The sequence below is a fragment of the Hymenobacter caeli genome (assembly GCF_013294115.1).
Lineage (GTDB): Bacteria > Bacteroidota > Bacteroidia > Cytophagales > Hymenobacteraceae > Hymenobacter > Hymenobacter caeli.
In genome coordinates, this window is the sequence record NZ_JABSNP010000006.1 from 55,272 (window position 1) to 74,324 (window position 19,053).

18 protein-coding genes are annotated in these 19,053 nt (G+C 65.0%); 10 read left to right on the plus strand and 8 right to left on the minus strand.

All coding sequences use genetic code 11. The annotated features are described in order from the left end of the window. Positions 1-4: 4 nt before the first annotated feature. Positions 5-652: a hypothetical protein gene (locus HNP98_RS08085; protein WP_173809559.1), complete on the plus strand. Its 648-nt coding sequence runs from the start codon at positions 5-7 to the stop codon at positions 650-652. A gap of 88 nt (positions 653-740) precedes the next feature. Here HNP98_RS08085 and rpmA read toward each other — a convergent pair whose 3' ends face one another. Both rpmA and rplU read right to left on the minus strand, forming a co-directional pair. Next, positions 741-1,010 carry a 50S ribosomal protein L27 gene (rpmA, locus tag HNP98_RS08090; protein ID WP_173809560.1) on the minus strand — a complete coding sequence of 90 codons (270 nt, stop codon included), beginning with the start codon at positions 1,008-1,010 and terminating at the stop codon, positions 741-743. 116 nt (positions 1,011-1,126) lie between these two features. Continuing rightward, complete coding sequence (gene rplU, locus HNP98_RS08095) at positions 1,127-1,432, minus strand: 50S ribosomal protein L21 (RefSeq protein ID WP_173809561.1); 306 nt, start codon at positions 1,430-1,432, stop codon at positions 1,127-1,129. Between the two features lie 520 nt (positions 1,433-1,952). Here rplU and HNP98_RS08100 point away from each other — a divergent pair. Continuing rightward, positions 1,953-2,912 carry a ribonucleoside-diphosphate reductase small subunit gene (locus HNP98_RS08100; RefSeq protein ID WP_173809562.1) on the plus strand — a complete coding sequence of 320 codons (960 nt, stop codon included), beginning with the start codon at positions 1,953-1,955 and terminating at the stop codon, positions 2,910-2,912. A gap of 209 nt (positions 2,913-3,121) precedes the next feature. On the opposite strand, the gene HNP98_RS08105 is transcribed toward HNP98_RS08100, so the two are convergent. Next, entirely contained in the window at positions 3,122-4,585 is a 1,464-nt protein-coding gene (locus HNP98_RS08105) for an SGNH/GDSL hydrolase family protein (RefSeq protein ID WP_173809563.1), read from the minus strand. A 34-nt stretch (positions 4,586-4,619) separates the two neighbouring features. Continuing rightward, the gene (locus HNP98_RS08110) at positions 4,620-5,930 is read right to left on the minus strand and encodes an OmpP1/FadL family transporter (protein ID WP_173809564.1); all 1,311 of its coding nucleotides are present in this window, start codon (positions 5,928-5,930) and stop codon (positions 4,620-4,622) included. Positions 5,931-6,131: 201 nt separating this feature from the next. Here HNP98_RS08110 and HNP98_RS08115 point away from each other — a divergent pair, with 201 nt between their 5' ends. Next, the gene (locus tag HNP98_RS08115) at positions 6,132-7,292 is read left to right on the plus strand and encodes an acyl-CoA dehydrogenase (RefSeq protein ID WP_173809565.1); all 1,161 of its coding nucleotides are present in this window, start codon (positions 6,132-6,134) and stop codon (positions 7,290-7,292) included. 166 nt (positions 7,293-7,458) lie between these two features. Next, positions 7,459-8,385 (plus strand): AraC family transcriptional regulator, encoded by a 927-nt coding sequence (locus HNP98_RS08120; RefSeq protein ID WP_173809566.1) that lies wholly within the window; start codon positions 7,459-7,461, stop codon positions 8,383-8,385. A gap of 152 nt (positions 8,386-8,537) precedes the next feature. On the opposite strand, the gene HNP98_RS08125 is transcribed toward HNP98_RS08120, so the two are convergent. Genes HNP98_RS08125 through HNP98_RS08135 form a run of 3 tightly spaced genes read right to left on the minus strand, consistent with a single transcriptional unit; the run spans position 8,538 to position 10,509 of the window. Continuing rightward, entirely contained in the window at positions 8,538-9,311 is a 774-nt protein-coding gene (locus HNP98_RS08125; RefSeq protein ID WP_173809567.1) for a geranylgeranylglyceryl/heptaprenylglyceryl phosphate synthase, read from the minus strand. Next, on the minus strand, positions 9,286-10,110 hold the full coding sequence (locus tag HNP98_RS08130; protein ID WP_173809568.1) for a hypothetical protein: 825 nt from the start codon (positions 10,108-10,110) through the stop codon (positions 9,286-9,288). The genes HNP98_RS08125 and HNP98_RS08130 overlap by 26 nt, the downstream gene beginning before the upstream one ends. Positions 10,111-10,140: 30 nt before the next feature. After that, complete coding sequence (locus HNP98_RS08135) at positions 10,141-10,509, minus strand: phage holin family protein (protein WP_173809569.1); 369 nt, start codon at positions 10,507-10,509, stop codon at positions 10,141-10,143. A gap of 183 nt (positions 10,510-10,692) precedes the next feature. On the opposite strand from HNP98_RS08135, the gene HNP98_RS08140 reads away from it, so the two are divergent. Continuing rightward, positions 10,693-11,832 (plus strand): J domain-containing protein, encoded by a 1,140-nt coding sequence (locus tag HNP98_RS08140; RefSeq protein ID WP_173809570.1) that lies wholly within the window; start codon positions 10,693-10,695, stop codon positions 11,830-11,832. Between the two features lie 77 nt (positions 11,833-11,909). On the opposite strand, the gene HNP98_RS08145 is transcribed toward HNP98_RS08140, so the two are convergent. Then, positions 11,910-12,485 carry a fasciclin domain-containing protein gene (locus HNP98_RS08145; protein WP_173809571.1) on the minus strand — a complete coding sequence of 192 codons (576 nt, stop codon included), beginning with the start codon at positions 12,483-12,485 and terminating at the stop codon, positions 11,910-11,912. Between the two features lie 536 nt (positions 12,486-13,021). On the opposite strand from HNP98_RS08145, the gene HNP98_RS08150 reads away from it, so the two are divergent. From HNP98_RS08150 to HNP98_RS08170, 5 genes are all read left to right on the plus strand, one after another. After that, the gene (locus HNP98_RS08150; RefSeq protein ID WP_173809572.1) at positions 13,022-14,839 is read left to right on the plus strand and encodes an acyl-CoA dehydrogenase; all 1,818 of its coding nucleotides are present in this window, start codon (positions 13,022-13,024) and stop codon (positions 14,837-14,839) included. Between the two features lie 176 nt (positions 14,840-15,015). Then, the gene (locus tag HNP98_RS08155) at positions 15,016-15,762 is read left to right on the plus strand and encodes an SDR family NAD(P)-dependent oxidoreductase (protein WP_173809573.1); all 747 of its coding nucleotides are present in this window, start codon (positions 15,016-15,018) and stop codon (positions 15,760-15,762) included. Between the two features lie 70 nt (positions 15,763-15,832). Further along, positions 15,833-17,071, plus strand: a complete 1,239-nt coding sequence (locus tag HNP98_RS08160) for an acyl-CoA dehydrogenase family protein (protein ID WP_173809574.1) — start codon at positions 15,833-15,835, stop codon at positions 17,069-17,071. Then, a complete protein-coding gene (locus HNP98_RS08165; RefSeq protein ID WP_173809575.1) occupies positions 17,068-18,147 on the plus strand; it encodes a phosphotransferase family protein in 1,080 nt (359 codons plus the stop codon). Before HNP98_RS08160 ends, HNP98_RS08165 begins: the two co-directional genes overlap by 4 nt. A 99-nt stretch (positions 18,148-18,246) precedes the next feature. Beyond that, positions 18,247-18,999: an SDR family oxidoreductase gene (locus tag HNP98_RS08170; RefSeq protein WP_173809576.1), complete on the plus strand. Its 753-nt coding sequence runs from the start codon at positions 18,247-18,249 to the stop codon at positions 18,997-18,999. Positions 19,000-19,053: the final 54 nt, after the last annotated feature.

Here is a 19,053-nt window from a genome sequence, read left to right on the forward strand (position 1 = left end):
TCCCATGCGGCTGTTCAAATTAATGCTGGCGGTGGTGCTGGTGGCCGGCATGGGCCCCGGGCGGGCCCTAGCGCAGCAGAGCCCGCCGCCCCGGCTGCGGGTGAAAGTCGGCTTCAACCTAGCGCACCTGGTCGTCATCCCCGAAGTGCGGGGCCGCCTGGTGGTGCCGCTGGCGCTGGGCCTGGAGTACCGCGTGGCCCCTCAGTTCAGCTTCTACGCCCAGGCCGAGGCGTACTTGCCCACGGGCCGCGCCCCGCGCGGCCGCCGGGTGGGCGCGGCCCTGCCGCTGGCGGGCGGGGCCGGGGCCCTGGGCATGCGCTGCTACTACCACCACGCCCCCGCGGCCGATTCGCTCGCCCACCCCGCCCGCTTCGGCGATTACCTGGCCCTCGAAGGCAACGGCGAGTGGCAAGACTTGGCGGCGGCCCGGGGCCGGGGCCGGACCCGCGTCACCCCCGCCCAGCTCACGCCCGGGCTCTACCTGCTGGCCGGCACCCAGCGCGGTTGGGCCGGCCACCCGCTGCTGTTCGATGCCAGCGCCGGCCTGGGCCTGCAAGCCCCGGCCTACTACTACCACCGGCCCGAACAACTGCCCAGCCGCGCCTGGGCCGTGGCCGCTCAAATCAACCTGCGGGTATATTTCGGCCACTAGCGGTCCGGAGCCGCTCGAAACCACAAAAGGGCTGCCCCGGTGGGGCAGCCCTTGCGTTGGCCTTTAGGTCAATTTCTCAGCGCTAAGCTTACGCGGCTTCGGCCACGGCTGGCACCACCGTCACAAACGAGCGGTCCTTGCGGCCCTTGTTGAACTGCACGGTGCCGTCGACCAACGCGAACAGCGTGTGGTCCTTGCCCATGCCCACGTTGGCCCCGGGGTGATGGCTGGTACCGCGCTGGCGCACGATGATATTGCCGGCGATGAGCGCCTGCCCACCGAAAATTTTCACGCCGAGGCGCTTGGAATGCGATTCGCGGCCGTTGTTCGACGAGCCGACACCTTTCTTGTGAGCCATTTTGTTTGAGCGGTTAGCTAATAGCGGTTAGCTATTGGCCTTCGGGTTAAAAATAAGACAACTGCCAGTAGAACAGAAAGCCAACAGCTAACAGCTGTTGGCTAACCGCTCAATAACTAGCCGATGCTGTTAATCATTACCTTGGTGTAATCCTGGCGGTGGCCGTTCATCTTCTGGTAGCCCTTGCGGCGCTTCTTTTTGAAGACGAGCACCTTGTCGCCCTTCACGTGGGCGAGGATGGTACCGGTCACGGCCACGTCCAACGTGGGGGCCCCTAAGGTGATGGAGCCGTTGTCATCGGTCAGCAGGGCGTTGCCCAGTTGCACGGTGTCGCCGACGTTGCCGGCCAGCTTGTAGGCGTAAACGAATTTGTTGGCTTCAACTTTGGTCTGTCGGCCAGCGATATTGACAATAGCGTACATCGGTCTGCGCGGGGTTTCTGAAAATCGGAAGGCAAAAGTACGAGGGCGCTTTCGAAAAACCAAACCTAAGTCGTTAATCTTCATTCGCCCGGCGTTCGGAAGCCGTCGCTTCGTGCCCCAAATTTTGTAACAGCGCCCCCTGGCCCGGCAGCCCGGCCCAAACCAGCCCCACCCCAATTGGATTGAGGGAAGGTGCTTTTTGTGGACAAGTACCACTTATCCACAGGCCTCGTGTGGATAAGTACCTGTAAATGGGTGAATTTTCGATGTTTTTCTGTAGTATTACTGGAATGTTTCCCAATTGGAAGGAACGGCACACTACCGGGAAAAAGGGTTTAGGGCAGCGCTTATTTTTTACCCGAAAGCCCGGGTTTTTATAATTTTTTGGGGCCTCAGGTAGTCCTCCAGTTGCCTATCTTTGAAGTCGGAGGGGCCACCAGACGGCCAAAACAACCAGCGGCCCGGCCGGGTTGCTCCCCGTCAACCTTCCCGCTTCTTCGCCACCACTAGCCGCTACCGCATGGAACCGCTCCTCGCCGAAAACCCCAACCGCTTCGTGCTTTTTCCCATCCAGAACGCCGACGTGTGGCAGTTCTACAAGCAGGCCGAAGCCTCGTTCTGGACCGCCGAGGAAATCGACCTGAGCCAGGACCAGAAAGACTGGAACAACCTCAACGACAACGAGCGCCACTTCATCAAGCACGTGCTGGCCTTCTTCGCGGCCTCCGACGGCATCGTGAATGAAAACCTGGCCGTCAACTTCATGCAGGAAGTGCAGTTGCCCGAGGCCCGCTGCTTCTACGGCTTCCAGATTATGATGGAAAACATTCACAGCGAGACGTATTCGCTGCTGATTGACACCTACATCAAAGACCCCAAAGAGAAAGATTACCTCTTCAACGCTCTTGAAACGGTACCCGCCGTACAGAAAAAAGGCGAGTGGGCCCTGAAGTGGATCAACTCTGAGAATTTCGCCGAGCGCCTCGTCGCCTTCGCCGCCGTGGAAGGCATCTTTTTCTCGGGTTCGTTCTGCTCCATCTTCTGGCTGAAGAAGCGCGGCCTGATGCCCGGCCTCACGTTTTCCAACGAGCTGATTTCGCGCGACGAAGGGCTGCACTGCGACTTCGCCTGCCTGCTCTACGGTTACCTGCAAAACAAGCTGCCCACGGAGCGCGTGCAGGCCATCATCGCCGACGCGGTGGCCATCGAGCAGGAGTTCGTAACGGAGGCCCTGCCCGTGAGCCTCATCGGCATGAACGCCAAGACGATGTCGCAGTACATCGAGTTCGTGGCCGACCGCCTGCTGGTGGCCCTGGGCTGCGGCAAAATATACAACACCACCAACCCGTTCGATTTCATGGAAATGATTTCGGTGCAGGGCAAAACCAACTTCTTCGAGAAGCGCGTGGCCGAGTACCAGAAAGCCGGCGTGATGAGCGAGCGCAACGACAACGTGTTCTCGCTGGACGAGGATTTCTAAGCTGGTCGCGGTGTGGTGGCGCTGCGTGGCACCCACGCCAACGACTGCCGTCAAAAAAGCCGTCCGGCTTGGCTTGTGCGCCAGGCCGGACGGCTTTTTTGTGCGCTTTGCGCCCCTGCCAACCACCCGCCGCGCTGTAAAGCAAAGAGGCAGCCCTGCTTTGCACGGGGCTGCCTCTTTGCTTTGGGGCACGAAACCCTGCGGGAAAACTACGGGAAAACCACGCCGCGATAGTTGTTGACGTTCACGTCCTGGAACGTGCTGCCGTACTTGGCGTTGATGGCCCGCAGGATTTCGTTGGCCACCAAGGCGTAGCCGCGGGGCGTGGGGTGCACCCCGTCGAGGCCGAAGATGTTGCCCGAAACGTACGACGCCGTGTTGTTCACGGCATTGGCGGCCTGGCCGCCGGTGGCCACGCCCCGGAAGTAGGTGTTGGCATCGAACAGCGCCAATCCGCGGGTAACGGCCGCCGACGAGATTATGCCGTTGTAGGCATTGGTGGCGGTGGCCACGTTGGCTTGCTCGGTGCCGTCGAGCACCAGAATGCTCGGGAAGGGGTTGCCCGTGCTCTGGCCGAAGGCCTTGGTCGTGTCAACGCCCATGGCCAGCAGAAACACGCTCAGGTTGGGCACCGTGGCCGGCAGCGACGGCTTCAGCTGCCGATAGTAGTCGCGCCAGTACTTGCCGGTGGGCTGCCCGTAGAGGCCGGCGTAGTCCGAGGAAGTCAGCGTGAGCAGCAGCGTGCCCACGCCCCCGGTGCGAATGTCGGCCAGCGTACCCGCCACGCGGGTGTTGGGCTGGCCGGGGGCCAGGATGCCGGTGGTGTACACAAACGGGGCCGCCGTGGGCACGTTGGCGGCCGCCAGCGTGGCCCGGAACGAGGGCCCCACGGTGGTGAAGAACGGAATGCCCGTCACGTCGGGGATGGTGGACACCACGCCTTTCGCCCCGCCCGTAGTCAGCGCGTCCAGCACCAGCCCAAGGTTGGCCGTGAACGTGGCCGTGGACGTAATGGCGGCCGTAGGGGACGGCGAGCCCCCGCCGGCCGTGGCGTAGAGGAGCACGTCGTTGCTGCCCAGCCACTCGGTGAAAAACGTGGGCTTGAGCGCGCCCACCGTGGCCTGCACCCGCTGCAAGTAGGTTTGCCCGGCCGACGCATCGGGCGTGATGCGCTCAAAAAATGCGTTACCGGCCACGCTGCCGTAGCCCACGGTTTGGATATCGGCCAGGCGAATGCCGGGCACCCCCAGGTTGTTCACCGGGTCGGTGTACTTGGTGTAGAGGTACTGCCCGTTGGCGGAGCTAACGCCCCGGATGGCCAGGTTGGTGGTCACGTTGGCCGTGATGGGCTTGCCCGCGGCCGTGAACCCGGTCAGCTTGAGGTAGCCCGAGCCGTTGGACTGGGCCGGGGTGAACAGCGGCTGCGTGAACGCGCCGCCGCCCACCTGCGCGAACTGCTGCGACAGAATGTTGGGGTACGAGTTGAGCTGGCCGTCGAGGTAGAGGCCCCCGTCGGCGTAGCCCGACGTGAGCGAGTTGCCAACGGCCAGGTACGTGGTGAACGTGGCCGAGCCGGCCGAAATCTGGGGCGCGTCGATGTTGGGCTGGCAGCCGCCCAGCGCCAGGCCCAGCAGGCCCAGGGCCGGCACGGAGTGCTTAAAAACTGAGTTCATAAAGACTTAGGAATGGAGGCGAGTGGGAAGAAGCTTAGAACTTGTAGTGCAGGCCCAAGCCGGGCACGTAAGCATCGGTGCGGAAGGTGCCGGCCACGCGGTCGGTGGTGCCGGCGCTGATGAGGTCTTGCTGGGTCTGGGTCCGTTGCAGCAGCTTTTCAAACAGGAAGGAGGCGTCCACCCCAAAGTTGTCCGTGACGTGGTACGAGAGGCCAGCCGAGCCGGTGAGGCGGTCGGAGTCGGGCGTTTCGGGGCCCACGTAGCCGTCTTTCACGGCCGTGAAGTCGTAGGACGTGCCCAGGCGCAGGTACAGCTTGTCGCTGGCCTTGTACTGGGCCCCCAGCCGGAACGCCAGCGCGTCCTGGTAGTAGCGCTTCGAGCTGCTGACGCTGTTGCCGCCCACCAGGCCGGAGTTGGCGTCGGTGGCGGCGCCGGCGTTGCCGTTGTTGCCGCTGAAGTTGAAGTCCAGGGTGCGGTAGTCGCTCCAGAACGTGAGCGCGGCGTCGAGGCCGATGGTGAGCTTGTCGGTGGGCATGATGCCAATGCCCGCCGCCGCCACGGCCGGCAGGGGCAGCGTGGCCCCGAAGTTGGTGGCCGTGAAGCTGCGGTTGACTGCGGCGGCGCTGGCCCCCGTGGCCAGCCCGGAGTAGGTGACGCTGCCGTTTTCTACCTTGGCGTCCATCTTCGAGCGGTAGCTCAGGCCGAAGCTCAGCTTGTCGGAGGGCTTGAAAAAGATGCCGGCGTTCACGCCGAACTGCGTTTTGGCTTTGCCGTCCAGCTCAATATGGCCGGTGCCGGTGGGCAGGGGCAAGTCTTTCTGCAGGTTCACCGAGCCGTAGGCCAGAATCGTGAGGCCCGCGCCCACGCTCAGCTGCGGGGTGAGGGCGTAGGAGAAGGTGGGCTGCACGTAGATGGACTGCAAGTCGATGGACGTGAGGGCGTAGCGGCCTTCCCAGGCGGGGTCGTAAGTGAGCTTGTTGCCGTAGGGCGTGTACACGGCCACGCCGAACTTGTACTTGCCGTCCTTGGGGCCGAAGCCGGCGTAGAAGTTGAACGGCGTCACCACCGAGTTTTGCAGGTTGCGCTGGGGGCCGCCGTCGCCGCTGCGGTAGCTTACGCGGGCCAGGGCCCCGTTCACGCCCACCTGCACGCCGTTGTCGCGCACCAAAGCCAGCGCCCCGGGGTTGTAGTACATGGCGGCCTGGTCAAGCGACAAGCCCACGCCGACACCGCCCATGCCGATGTTTTTCTGGCCGCCCAGGTTCACCTGGAAGCCGCTGGCCGAAGCGGCGGTGGCGCTGCCCAGCAGGGTGCCCCCCGCAAGGAGTAAAATTTTTACCGTCATAATGAAAACCGTTGAGTGGGGGAGTGAATTTCAGGCCTTAAATGTAGTAGCAAAACGCGCAATCGATTTCCAAAATTGCTCGGCGTGCCGACTATCTTCCGCCGGCTTTGTATCTTGTTAGTACTAAAGGGCAACCCGCAGGTTAATTTTGTGTTGCTTGATTTTCTCACTCCCACCCCAGGCCCCGGCCGCTTTCATCATATGCTAACCGACACGACTTCCTCTATTTACCAGCTTAGCGAAGAGCAGCTGGCCGTGCGCGACGCCGCCCGCGACTTTGCCCAGTCCGAGCTGTGGGCCGGCGTGATTGAGCGCGACGAGCACCAGAAATTTCCCGCCGAGCAAGTCAAGAAAATGGGCGAGCTGGGCTTCATGGGCATGATGGTGAGCCCCGAATACGGCGGCAGCGGCCTCGACACCATCAGCTACGTGCTGGCGATGGAGGAAATCAGCAAGGTCGATGCCTCGTGCTCGGTCATCATGAGCGTGAACAACTCGCTGGTGTGCTGGGGCCTGGAGCAGTACGGCACCGAGGAGCAAAAGCAGAAGTACCTGCCCCGCCTGTGCTCGGGCGAAATCATCGGGGCCTTTGCCCTGAGCGAGCCCGAAGCCGGCTCCGACGCCACCAGCCAGCGCACCACCGCCGAAGACCGCGGCGACCACTACCTGCTGAACGGCACCAAGAACTGGATTACCAACGGCACCACCGCTTCGGTGTACTTGGTCATCGCCCAAACCCACCCCGAGCTGAAATCGCGCGGCATCAACGTGCTGATTGTGGACAAGGACACGCCCGGCTTCCTCCGGGGCCCCAAGGAGAACAAGCTCGGCATCCGCGGCTCCGACACCTGCTCGCTGATGTTCACCGACGTGGTGGTGCCCAAGGAGAACCGCATCGGGGCCGACGGCTTCGGCTTCAAGTTCGCCATGCAGGTGCTGGCGGGCGGGCGCATCGGCATCGCGGCGCAGGCCCTGGGCATTGCTTCGGGGGCCCTGGAGCTGAGTTTGAAGTACGCCAAGGAGCGCAAGGCCTTCGGCGTGCCCATTGCCCAGCACCAAGCAATCCAATTTAAGCTCGCCGACATGGCCACCAACATCGACGCCGCGCGTTTGCTGTGCCTGCAAGCCGCCGCCGACAAGGACCACCACGGCGATTATGCTAAATCCGGGGCCATGGCCAAGCTCTTCGCTTCCAAAACGGCGATGGACGTGGCCGTGGAAGCGGTGCAGATTCACGGCGGGTACGGCTTTGTGAAGGAATACCACGTCGAACGCTTCATGCGGGACGCCAAAATCACCCAGATTTACGAGGGCACCTCCGAAATTCAGAAAATTGTAATCTCGCGGGAAATCCTCAAATAAGCGGAATTGCCACATTTTCAGATTATTTGCACAAAACCCAGCCAATTTTTGGCTGGGTTTTTAGTTTTTCTCGTTGTTTATCTGTTGTATTGCACTGGGATTGTAACATTTATTTGTATTTGCACTAACTCTACAACTATTAACCGGCTAACCAACGCCAAACAAAATGGAAGATTACAATAAAGTCATTGAATCGTTAGGTGTCCGCTATATCAAATCGAAGAATCTGATATTGCAGCAGCCGTTTACCGTCCGCAATTCTTACGACGTCGGCAACACGCTTATCCTCCTGCACAAGGGCCGCATCACCTTCGGCGAAGACTCGCACCTGGTCGAAGAAGGCGAGATGCTGTTCATTCCCGGCGGCCGCGGCACGCGGGTGGGCTACGGCCCCGAGCCCGGCGGCCGCGTCATCACCAACGACGACCTGATTACCAACAAAGACAAGTTTTTTTCTTCGAACGACCACCTGGACCTGATTGGCGACGCCGAGCAGAGCCACAGCTTCGTGAGCTTCGACGCCAAGGTGTTCGATTCGGTGAACTTCTTCGCCTCGCTCGACGTGCCGGCGTTCCTCATCAACCGCAACGAGAAGCTGGGGGCCCTCATCAAGCAGGTGGTGGCCGAAAGCATCCAGGACCTGCCCGGCCGCGAGCGGCTCATCAACATCTACACCGAGAACATCGTGGTGGAAGTGGTGCGCTACGTGCTGCAAAACAACATGTTCGTGGAGCAGCTGGCCACCAACAGCACCTACTTCAAGGACCCCCGCCTGATTGACCTCTTCAACTACATCAAGGAGCACCTCGGCGGCGACCTGAGCAACAAGGTCCTCAGCGGCGTGGCCAACGTGAGCGAGGACTACGTGGGCCAGTACTTCAAGATGCTGACCAATATCAACCCGCAGGACTACATCGAGTACCAGCGCATGGAGCGGGCCGTGTTCCTGCTGCGCACCACCAAGAAAAGCATCCGCGAAATCGGCAAAGACGTGGGCTACAAAGACACGGCTTACTTCTGCCGCCGCTTCAAGATGATGTTCGGCATCCCCGCCGGCAAGATGCGCCGCCGCGAGTCGGCGATGAACATTTAACCGCGGATTTAGTGGGCCCGAACAAATTACTTACGACTCCTTACCGATAGGCATTGCTATTGAAAAGCCCCACTGGCGTTGACCAGCGGGGCTTTTTGCATTTCCACGGGGCGTGGAATAGCGGCAAGGGCCGCGCCACATGGCCACGCGGCTTACTGGCTCACCGCCAGCCGTTTTTTGGCGCCGCGCACGGCGGCCACGGCCTCGGCCAGAAAGGCCGGCTCTTCGGTGATGCGGTTGCCGACCACCACCACGTCGGCCCCGGCGGCCAGGGCGGCGGCAATTTTTTCGGCCGTATTGAGGCCCCCGCCCACGATGACGGGGGCGTCAACCGTGGCACGTACGGCGGCTATCATGGCCGCCGACACCGGGTGCAGGGCCCCGCTGCCGCCGTCGAGGTAAGTGAGGCGCAGGCCGAGCTGCTCGCCGGCCAGGGCCGTAGCGGCGGCAATGCCGGGCTTGTCGTGCGGCAGCGGGGCCGTGCCGCTCATGTAGGAGGCCGTGGTGGGCCGGCCGCTGTCCACGAGCAGGTACGCGGTGGGCAGCAGCTCCAGGCCGCTGGCCCGCAGGCGCGGGGCGGCCACCACGTGCTGCCCGATAAGGAATTCGGGGTTGCGGCCCGAAATGAGCGAGAGCAGCAGCAAGCCGTCGGCGGGGCCGTCCAGGTGCAGGCTGTGGCTCGGAAACAGCAGCACCGGCACGGGGCTATGGGCCTTCAGCAACGCAACGAGGGCCGCTTGGTGCGCGCTCAGCACCAAGCTGCCCCCCACAAAAAAGTAATCGACGGGCTGCGCGGCTACCCGCGCCAGCAAGTCCCGCACGCCGGCTTCGGTGAAGTCGTCGGGGTCGAGCAGCACGGCCAGTGCCTTGCGGCCGTGCCGCCGGAGGGCAACGAATGAATCAAGCAGGGTGCTGGCGGGGGGCATCCGGGGAGCTGGGCTGGGCGGGGGGAAACGGCCCCGCGGCCCCCGCATCGGCGGCGGCCGCATCGGCGCGGGCCGCAAGGTCGGGATTTTTGGGCGCTTGCGCATCCTCCACGGCCGATTTCACCGCCGAATGCCCGGCCACGGCCGCCACGCCCGCCGCCAGGGCCTGCGTGATGAGGCCCCGGGCGGTGTCCGACTGCCACGCGGCCTTGACCAGCGTGCCCAACGTACTCCCCGCCGCCGACTTAAGCCACGAACCGCGGGGCTCGCCCGATGCCGGAGCGTCCTTTTTGGGGGCAGCAGCTTTCGGTTTCACCGGTGTCAAAGGCTTGACAGCCGGGGCTTTCGGTAAGGCCGGGGCCGCGGGTTGGGGCTCGAAAGGGTCGGGGTCGTGGGCCGCCGGGGCCGGCGGCGGCCCGGCCGGCCGCACCGGGGCCCACTTGTCGGCCGGCTCGTCGAAACCCAGGACCTCCTGAAACACGGCGGCCGAAGCGGCCGCCGACTTGGGGGCGTTGGGGTCTTTGGGGCCCTTCTTGTCTTTTTTGCCCTTCGGCTCCCCGGCCGCGGGGCCGCTGTCGTTGTCGTAGCGGCGGGGCCGGTTTTTCTTGCCGCCCAGCAGGCGCGTAATCAGCCACACGCTGCCGGCCAGGCCCGCCCCGGCCGCGGCCACTTTGCCCACCTGCACGGTTTTTTCCTTGATTTGGGCAACGTCGCCGCGCAGGGCACGCTCGTATTCGCGTTTCTTTTGCTCCAAGAACTCTTTCTCGTTCTCAAAAAGCGGGTTGTGCGGGTCACTCATGGCAAAGAGAGGGGGTAAGGAGGGACGAACTTAGCGTTTGTCGGCTTTGTAAATGGCGTCTTTCAGCGTTTTGTCAGCCAGGCCCTGGAACGCCTTTTTATCGATGCCCACCAGCACCAGCACCAGCAGCAGCAAATAGAAACCCGCCACGGCCGCGAAGCCCAGCGAAGGGCTGTCGAACGCGTCGTTCAGGGCCAGGGCGGCGTACAGGTTCAGAAAAAGGAAGAACATCAGCCCGAAAAACGCCAGAAACACCCCGTGCAGCACGTTAACAAACAACGAGTTGACGCGCTGCTGCAATTCCAGCCGCACCAGGTCGATGCGGGTATCGAGGTAGCCGGTGAGGTTGCTGATAAGGGTGTCGGGGCGCGGGGCAGAGGATTGGTCGTCGTGGGCCATGATGCAAAAAAAAGCGGTACAACAGCGAAAATTCGGTGCCAGCGGGACGGCACCGCGCCACTTCTACGCAAAACCGCCGGGCAGGGCTGACTTTTGTGCCCGGTGGGGCACACGCAACTCCTCGCCTTGCTTTGGTGTTGCGTGTGCCGGGGGCCCCGGGCCCGTTGCGTTTCCAGTTTTCTCGTGAGCCAAACCCATTACCAGGTGCTGGGCGTTGCCCCCACCGCGTCGGCCGCCGACGTGAAGCGTGCCTACCGGCAGCTGGTGGTGCGCTACCACCCCGACAAGCACGGCGGCGACACCCGCTACGAAGAGGAATTCAAGGCCGTGGCCCGGGCCTACGGCGTGCTGGGCGACCCCGGCCGGCGGGCCACCTACGACTTCCAGCTGGCCCAGGCCGTGCGCCGCGCCGACGAAGAGCGCCGCCAGCAGCAGTACCGCCCCGCCGGCCAGCACGTGTACGGGGTGCCCATGCCGCCGCCGGCCCCGCTGCGCACCCGCCCGCCCGCCGGCAGCCGCGAGCGGCACTACCAAACCATTCCGCGCCAGCGGGCCCGCTTCGTGCGGCGCGACTGGCTGCTGACGCTGGCCTTTCTGGCCGCCACCACCTTGTTCAGCCTGTCGGTGAAGGCCACGATGGACCGCGTGACGGCCAACGCCCACTACCGCGACGGCATCGCGGCCTACGCCGCCGGCGACTGGGCCACGGCCTACAACGAGTTTGAGCAGGCCCTCGATTTCCGGCCCACGGCCGCCGCGGCCCTGCGCCGCCGCGGCGAGCTGAAGCTGCTGGTGGCCCACGACCCCGCCGGGGCCCGGGCCGACCTGCAAGCCGCCCTGCTCCAGCCGGCCCGGCCCGCCGTGGCGGCCCGCCTGCGCTACTACCTGGGGCGCTGCGAAACCGAGCTGGACCGCCCCGCCCGGGCCGACGCCGAGTACTCGCGGGCCCTGGCCCTCGACTCGGCCCTGGCCCCGGCCTGGCTGGCCAGGGGCCGGGGCCGCCTGCTGGACCTGCGCCACCCCGCCGCCGCCCTCGCCGACTTCGACCGCAGCCTGCGGCAGGGCCCCCCGGGCCGGCCCCAGCCCTGGCGGGCCTTGCAGCTGCGCGGCCTGGCCCTGGCCGCCCTGGGCCGCTACGCCGACGCCCGCGCCGCCTACGAAGCCGCGCTGCTGGTGCGCCCGCGCGACGGCCAGACGCATTTCCTGCTGGGCCGCCTGGCCCAGCACCTGGGCGAGCCGGCGGCGGCCTGCGAGTTTTTTCGGCGGGCGCTGGCCCTGGGCTACGCCTACGCCGGCCCGGCCTACGGGCAGGGCTGCCGCTAGCCCGGGGCCCCGTGCGAGCCCAAAAAAACCCCGCCGGCCAGGGGCCAGCGGGGTTTTCAACCGGTGCTAAGCGGTGCTTAGTTAGGCATCAGCACGGTGTCGACAACGTGAATCACGCCGTTGCTTTGGATGACGTCGGCGATGGTCACGGTCGACGTGCCGCCTTTCTCGTCTTTCAGCTCGATGGTTTTGGGGCCTTTCATCATAGCCGTCAGGGTGCCGCCGCTCACGGTTTTGAGGGTGGCTTTGCCTTTGCCCGCTTTGATGGCTTTCTTGAGGTCAGCCGCAGTCATACGGCCGGCTACCACGTGGTAGGTCAGGATTTTGGTGAGCGTTTCCTTGTTCTCGGGCTTCACCAGGGTTTCCACCGTACCGGCGGGCAGCTTGTTGAAAGCCTCGTTGGTGGGAGCAAACACGGTGAAAGGACCGGGGCCTTGCAGCGTCTCTACCAGGCCCGCGGCTTTCACAGCGGCCACCAGCGTGGTGTGGTCCTTCGAGTTTACGGCGTTCTCAATGATATTTTTCGTGGGGTACATGGGTGCGCCACCCACCATCACGGTGCCAGGAGTCATCGTGGCCTGGGCCGAGGCAGCGGTTGAAATACCAGCACTCAGCAGGGCGGCCGCAGCCAGGGAAAACAGAGTCTTTTTCATCAGAGTAAAAGAAAGTGGTAGGGGTTTGGAATTGATGACCCACCTACGCCGGAGCTTGGCCCGCCGGATTGCGGCACGATATTATTTTCCTGCATCTCTCCGGCCCCGCCTAACGGCTTGATTACATAATCAACAAATAGATAAGTATTTATGAAAACTAAAAATACTTTTTAATTACTCTTTTCCGTCTTTATCACCCGGGGCCGTGCCGCAGGGCGGGCCCCGGGCCGGGGGCTGGCGGCGGAACCGAAGCTTTTTTTGCCCGCGCACCGCGCACCTAAAACCGCAGCGGAGCGGGTTTGCTCCGGGCCGCAGCGGCGGGAGGGGTTGAAACCCCGCGGGGTGGCCGCGGACGGCTGGCCCGCCCCCGGGGCCGTGCCACGCCCGGGCCGGGAGCTGAGCGGGCCGGCCCCGCACCGGGGGCCGTTGCGCCCGCGAGCGCCGGCAAAACCCGGGGGCATTTCTTAACCTAGGTCATTGGGGCGGGTGCGGCGGGCGGGTACTTTTACCATCCCTCCCACCCGTTAGTTTTCCGCATGGCCACGCCCGCTTATTCCCGCCGCGACCTGGCGTTTCAGCTCCACGAGGTGCTGCACGCCGAGGCCCTAGCCCGCTTCCCGTACTTCCAGGACCACGACCGCGGCTCGATTGATTTGGTGCTGGACACGGCCGGCCAGTTCGCGGAAACCCTCTTGCGGCCCCTGCTCACGGAGCTGGACCGCCGGGAGCCGCAGCTCGTGGACGGCACCATCCGGCTGCACCCCGGCGTGCGGCCCATCATCCAGCGCTTCGGGGAAGACGGCTGGATTTCGGCCCTGTTTCCTTACGAAGAAGGCGGCCAGCAAATGCCGCACGTGGTGTACAGCGCGGCCGTGTTTGCCATGCAGGCCACCAACTACTCGGCCAGCGTGCCGCCCTTCCTCACGCTGGGGGCCGCCAACCTGCTGCGCAGCTTCGCCGCGCCCGCCCTGGCGGCCGCCTTTACCCCGCCGATGTACGCCGGCCAGTGGCAGGGCACCATGGCCCTCACCGAGCCCGACGCCGGCAGCTCGCTCTCGGATATTACAACTTCGGCCGAACCCACGGCGGACGGCTACTACCGGATGCGGGGGCAGAAAATCTACATCTCCTCCGGCGACCACGACGCCTGCGACAACGTGGTGCACCTGATGCTGGCCAAAATAAAGGGCGGGCCGGCGGGGGCCAAGGGCATCTCGCTGTTTGTGGTGCCGCGCCAGCGCGTGGCCCAGGGCCTGCCCACCGGCCTCGAAACGCCCGCCGATTTGGTATCCAACGACGTGGTGACGGCCGGCATCTACCACAAGCTGGGCTGCAAGGGGGCCCCCATTGCCCACCTGATGATTGGCGGGGCCGACGACTGCCGCGGCTACCTCGTGGGCGAGCCGAATAAGGGCCTCAGCTACATGTTCCAGATGATGAACGAGGCCCGGCTGGCGGTGGGCGTGAGCGCGGCGGCCATCGGCACGGCCGCTTACCACGCCGCCCTGGAGTACGCGCGGGCCCGGCCCCAGGGCCGCCCCATCGCCAGCCGCGACGTGGCCCAGCCCCAGGTGCCCATCATCCGGCACGCCGACGTGAAGCGGATGCTGCTCTTCCAGAAAGCGACGATGGAAGGGGCCCTGGGCCTGCTGCTCCAGTGCAGCTACTACATGGACGTGGCCCAAGTGGCGGAGGGTGCGGAAAAAGAAAATGCCGAGCTGCTGCTCGACCTGCTGATGCCCATTGCCAAAACCTACCCCTCGGAAATGGGCGTGCTGAGCACCAGCGCGGCCATTCAGGTGCACGGCGGGGCGGGCTACACCACCGATTTTCCGGTGGAGCAGTTTTTCCGCGAGTCGCGCATCCACCCCATCCACGAGGGCACCACCGGCATCCAGGGCCTCGACCTGCTGGGCCGCAAAATCACGCAGCACGGCGGCCGGGCCGTGGGCCTGCTGCTGGCCGAGATGCAGGCCGCCGGGGCCGCGGCCGGGGCCCACCCGGAGCTGGCCGGCCTGGCCGCGCAGCTCGCCAAAGCCGTGGGCACCTGGCAGCAGGTGACCGGCCACCTGCTGGCCGTGGCTGCCCGGGACCACGAGCGGTTCCTTGCCGACGCCACGCTGTACCTGGAGCTGGCCGGCCTGGTAGTAGTGGCCTGGCAGTGGCTGCGGCAGGCCACGGTGGCCCAGCAGGCCCTGCCCGCCGCCCACGCCGCCGACCAGGATTTCTACCGCGGCAAACTCATGGCCGCCCAGTACTTCTACGAGTACGAGCTGGTGAAAGCGCCCGGCCTAGCCAAGCGCCTCCAATCGGCCAACGCCGTGACGGTGGACATGCAGGAGGCGTGGTTTTAGGGAGCCGTTCAACGAAGCGCCTCACCCTCCAGCCCCTTCTCCGAAAAGGAGAGGGGGTGCGTTCAAGAGTTGATTTATTAAAAAAAGGTGCGTTCGCAATCGTCTATCTCCCCCTCTCTTTTTCGGAGAGGGGGCCGGGGGTGAGGCGCTCCGTTGAACAATTCAAATTCCCACCCATGAAAAAACTCGAAAACAAGGTCGTCTTCATCACCGGCGGGGCCTCGGGCCTGGGCCGCGCCGCCGCCGCGGCCGCCGCCCGGGAAGGCGGCCAGGTCGTCATCGCCGACTTGCCCGGCTCCGACTACCAGGCCGCGCTGGACGAGGTGAAGGCCGCCGGCCGCGACGGCTTCTTCGTGCCGCTCGACGTGACCGACCCGGTCAACGTGCAGCAGGCCGTGGCCGCTACCGTGGCGAAGTACGGGCGGCTCGACGTGGCCCTGAACAACGCCGGCATCGGCGAGGGCTTTTTCAGCTTTCTGGAAACCAGCGAGGAATCGTTTCGGCGCATTTTAGACGTGAACCTGACGGGCGTATTCGTGTGCATGAAGCACGAATTGGCGCAATTTATGAAGCAGGGCGGCGGCGTGATTGTCAACATGTCGTCGCTGGCCGGCCTGAAGGGGGCCCCGGGCCTGAGCGCCTACGTGGCCTCGAAGCACGGCGTATTGGGCCTGACGAAAACGGCGGCCCAGGAATTTGCCCGCCGCAACGTGCGCGTGAACGCGCTGTGCCCTTACTACATCGACACGCCGCTCATCAAAGACGCCAACCCCGACCAGCGCCAGCAGATGATTGCCGCCAGCCCGATGAAGCGCCTGGGCACGGCCGAAGAAGTGGCCAAGGCGTTCATTTACCTGGCCTCCGACGATTCAAGCTACACCAACGGCACCCAGCTGGTTATCGACAGCGGCGTGCTATCCTAGCAACCTTCGCTGCGAAACCCTGCGATGTTAACCCTGCGAAACCCTGCGTGAAAGCCCCACGCCTCCGCCAATGGATTTCACCCCCAGCCCCAAAACCCAGGACTACCTCGCCCGCGTGCGGGCCTTCGTGGCCGCGCACATTGCGCCCGTGGAAACGGCTTACCACCAGGAAAACCTGGCCGCCAACCCGGGCGGCGACTGGCACACTTGGCGGGTACTGCCGGTTATTGAAGAATTGAAAACCAAGGCCAAGGCTGCCGGCCTCTGGAATCTATTCCTGCCCGATGCTGCGCTCGGCGCGGGCCTGAGCACGTTGGAGTACGCCCCCGTTGCCGAGGAAATGGGCCGCAGCCTGCTGGCCCCCGCCGTGTTCAACTGCAACGCGCCCGACACCGGCAACATGGAAGTACTGCACTACTTCGGCAGCGACGCTCAGAAGCAGCAGTGGCTGGGGCCCCTGCTGGCCGGCGACATCCGCTCGGTGTTCTGCATGACCGAGCCCGACGTGGCCTCGTCCGACGCCACCAACCTGCAGGCCACCATCCGCGCGGAAGGCGACGCGCTGGTGCTGAACGGCAAGAAGTGGTGGGCCACCGGCCTGGGCCACCCCGACGCCCGGCTGGCCATTTTCATGGGCCTTTCGGACCCCGCGGCGGCGCCCCACGCCCGGCACAGCATGGTGCTGGTGCCGCTGCCCACGCCGGGCGTGCGCATCCAGCGCATGTTGCCCAGCTTCAGCGAGTTTGACCCGCCCTACGGCCACGGCGAAGTGTGGTTTGAAGACGTGCGGGTGCCGAAAAGCAACTTGCTGGTGGGGCTGGGCCAGGGCTTCGCCATTGCCCAGGGCCGCCTGGGGCCCGGGCGCGTCCACCACTGCATGCGCTGCCTCGGCGCGGCCGAGCGGGCCCTGGAATTGCTGGTGCGGCGGGGGCTGGCGCGCACGGCCTTCGGCCAGCCGCTGCTGCACCTGGGCGGCAACCTCGAGCGCGTGGCCGACCTGCGCATGGCCATCGACCAGGCCCGCCTGCTGACGCTGTACGCGGCCTGGAAAATTGATGCGCAGGGCGTGAAAGCGGCCATGAGCGAGATTTCGGCCATCAAAGTGGTGGCCCCCAACGTGCTGCAACGGGTGGTGGACGCCGCCATCCAGATTCACGGCGGGGCCGGCGTGTCGCTCGACGTGCCGCTTACGGCCCTCTTCACCGTGGCCCGCGTGCTGCGCCTGGCCGACGGCCCCGACGAGGTGCACCGCGCGATGGTGGCGCGGGTGGAGCTAGCGAAGTACAAACCCGCCGCGCCGCGCCCATGAGCCCCGAAATCGCACCCCGCTTCCTCGACACGGCCGGCCCGCTGCGGCCCGGCGAGGCGCTGGACGCGGCCGCCGTGGACGCCTGGCTGAAGCAGCAGCGGCCCGGGCTGCGCGGGGCCCCGCGCGTGACCCAGTACGCCGGCGGGGCCTCCAACTGGACCTATCGGCTGGAGTACGACAACGCTGACCTGATTTTGCGCCGCCCGCCGGCCGGCACCAAGGCCAAGTCGGCGCACGACATGGGCCGCGAGTACCGCGTGCAGCAGGCGCTGAAGCCGGTGTTTCCCTACGTGCCCGCGATGGTGGCGTACTGCGAGGACGCGTCTGTTATCGGGGTTGATTTCTACGTGATGGAGCGCGTGGCCGGCATCATCCCGCGCAAGAACCTGCCCCGGGGCCTGGTGCTGCCGCCCGCCACCGTGCGCCAGCTCTGCCTGAACGTGCTCGACGCCCTCGTGGCCCTGCACCAGGTGGACTACCAGGCCGCCGGCCTGGCCGGCCTGAGCAGCGGCAGCGGCTACACCCAGCGCCAAATCACGGGCTGGGGCAAGCGCTACGCCCAGGCCCGCACCTGGAATGTGCCCCGGGGCCGCGCCATTACGGCCTGGCTTGAAGCGAACCAGCCCCGCCAGGAGCGCATCTGCATCACGCACAACGATTTTCGGTTCGATAACGTGGTGCTGGACGCGGCCGACCCGACGCGCATCCTGGGCATCCTGGACTGGGAGCTGGCCACCCTCGGCGACCCGCTCATGGACCTGGGCAACCTGCTGGCCTACTGGGTGCAGGCCGACGACGACTTCCTGGCCCAGGCCACCCGCCGCCAGCCCACCCACCTGCCGGGCATGCTCACGCGCAAAGAAGTGGTGGCCTACTACTGCGAGAAAACCGGCTTCCGGCCCGAAAACTGGGCCTTCTACGAAGTGTATGGCCTGTTCCGCCTCTCGGCCATCGCGCAGCAGATTTACTACCGCTACCACCACCAACAGACCCGCAACCCGTCCTTCAAGAACTTTTGGATTTTTGTGCACTACCTGCACTGGCGCTGCCGCCGCGCCATGAAACAGAACTATTGACGGCCACAAGAAAACGTCATATCAAGAGAACGGTCATGTCGAGCGCAGCCGGGACATGACCGTTCAATTCTTATCACAGCAATACAAATTCCCACCCCAATGACCACCCGCCAAAACATTCTCATTACCGGGGCCAGCTCGGGCCTGGGCGAAGGCATGGCCCGCGAATACGCCCGCATGGGCCGCAACCTGGCCCTGTGCGCCCGGCGCACCGACCGCCTCGACGGACTGAAAGCCGAGCTGGAAGCCGCGCACCCGAACATCAAGGTATTTGTGCGGGCCCTGGACGTGAACAACCACGACCAGGTATTCGAGGTGTTCCGGGCTTTTAAGGCGGATTTGGGCACGCTGGACCGCGTGATTGTGAACGCCGGCATGGGCAAAGGGGCCTCGCTGGGCACGGGCTACTTCTACGCCAACGTGCAAACGGCCCAAACCAACTTCGTGGCCGCGCTGGCCCAGTGCGAGGCGGCGCTGGAAGTGTTTCGGGCCCAGAACGCGGGGCACTTGGTTACGATTTCGTCGGTGACGGCCATGCGCGGCATGCCCCGGGCCCAGACTACCTACGCCGCCACCAAGGCCGGCCTGGCGGCCCTCACCGAGGGCATCCGGGCCGATTTGCTGGGCTCGCCCATCCAGGTGAGCATCATGTACCCAGGCTACATCCGGTCCGAAATCAACGCCCGGGTAAAGAGCACGCCGTTCATGGTGGACACCGCAACCGGCTGCCGGGCCCTGGTGAAGGCCATTGAGCGCGAGCCGGTGCAGGCCTTCGTGCCCGGCTGGCCCTGGGGCCTGATGGCCCGCGCCATGAAGTGGCTGCCGCTGCGCTGGGTGATGAAAATGATTTAGCCGGGGCCCGAAACCCGGCCGGCCAACCGGCGGCCCGGCCCTACCTTCGGCGGC

Excerpts from the sequence above, each read along its gene's own strand:
- rplU (WP_173809561.1), bottom strand. The coding sequence starts at position 1,432 with ATGTACGCTATTGTCAATATCGCTGGCCGACAGACCAAAGTTGAAGCC.
- HNP98_RS08125 (WP_173809567.1), bottom strand. The coding sequence starts at position 9,311 with ATGCCCCCCGCCAGCACCCTGCTTGATTCATTCGTTGCCCTCCGGCGG.
- HNP98_RS08130 (WP_173809568.1), bottom strand. The coding sequence starts at position 10,110 with ATGAGTGACCCGCACAACCCGCTTTTTGAGAACGAGAAAGAGTTCTTG.
- HNP98_RS08150 (WP_173809572.1), top strand. The coding sequence starts at position 13,022 with ATGGCCACGCCCGCTTATTCCCGCCGCGACCTGGCGTTTCAGCTCCAC.
- HNP98_RS08085 (WP_173809559.1), top strand. The coding sequence starts at position 5 with ATGCGGCTGTTCAAATTAATGCTGGCGGTGGTGCTGGTGGCCGGCATG.
- HNP98_RS08155 (WP_173809573.1), top strand. The coding sequence starts at position 15,016 with ATGAAAAAACTCGAAAACAAGGTCGTCTTCATCACCGGCGGGGCCTCG.
- HNP98_RS08135 (WP_173809569.1), bottom strand. The coding sequence starts at position 10,509 with ATGGCCCACGACGACCAATCCTCTGCCCCGCGCCCCGACACCCTTATC.
- HNP98_RS08165 (WP_173809575.1), top strand. The coding sequence starts at position 17,068 with ATGAGCCCCGAAATCGCACCCCGCTTCCTCGACACGGCCGGCCCGCTG.
- HNP98_RS08160 (WP_173809574.1), top strand. The coding sequence starts at position 15,833 with ATGGATTTCACCCCCAGCCCCAAAACCCAGGACTACCTCGCCCGCGTG.
- HNP98_RS08115 (WP_173809565.1), top strand. The coding sequence starts at position 6,132 with ATGCTAACCGACACGACTTCCTCTATTTACCAGCTTAGCGAAGAGCAG.
- HNP98_RS08110 (WP_173809564.1), bottom strand. The coding sequence starts at position 5,930 with ATGACGGTAAAAATTTTACTCCTTGCGGGGGGCACCCTGCTGGGCAGC.
- HNP98_RS08100 (WP_173809562.1), top strand. The coding sequence starts at position 1,953 with ATGGAACCGCTCCTCGCCGAAAACCCCAACCGCTTCGTGCTTTTTCCC.
- HNP98_RS08145 (WP_173809571.1), bottom strand. The coding sequence starts at position 12,485 with ATGAAAAAGACTCTGTTTTCCCTGGCTGCGGCCGCCCTGCTGAGTGCT.
- HNP98_RS08105 (WP_173809563.1), bottom strand. The coding sequence starts at position 4,585 with ATGAACTCAGTTTTTAAGCACTCCGTGCCGGCCCTGGGCCTGCTGGGC.
- HNP98_RS08170 (WP_173809576.1), top strand. The coding sequence starts at position 18,247 with ATGACCACCCGCCAAAACATTCTCATTACCGGGGCCAGCTCGGGCCTG.
- rpmA (WP_173809560.1), bottom strand. The coding sequence starts at position 1,010 with ATGGCTCACAAGAAAGGTGTCGGCTCGTCGAACAACGGCCGCGAATCG.
- HNP98_RS08120 (WP_173809566.1), top strand. The coding sequence starts at position 7,459 with ATGGAAGATTACAATAAAGTCATTGAATCGTTAGGTGTCCGCTATATC.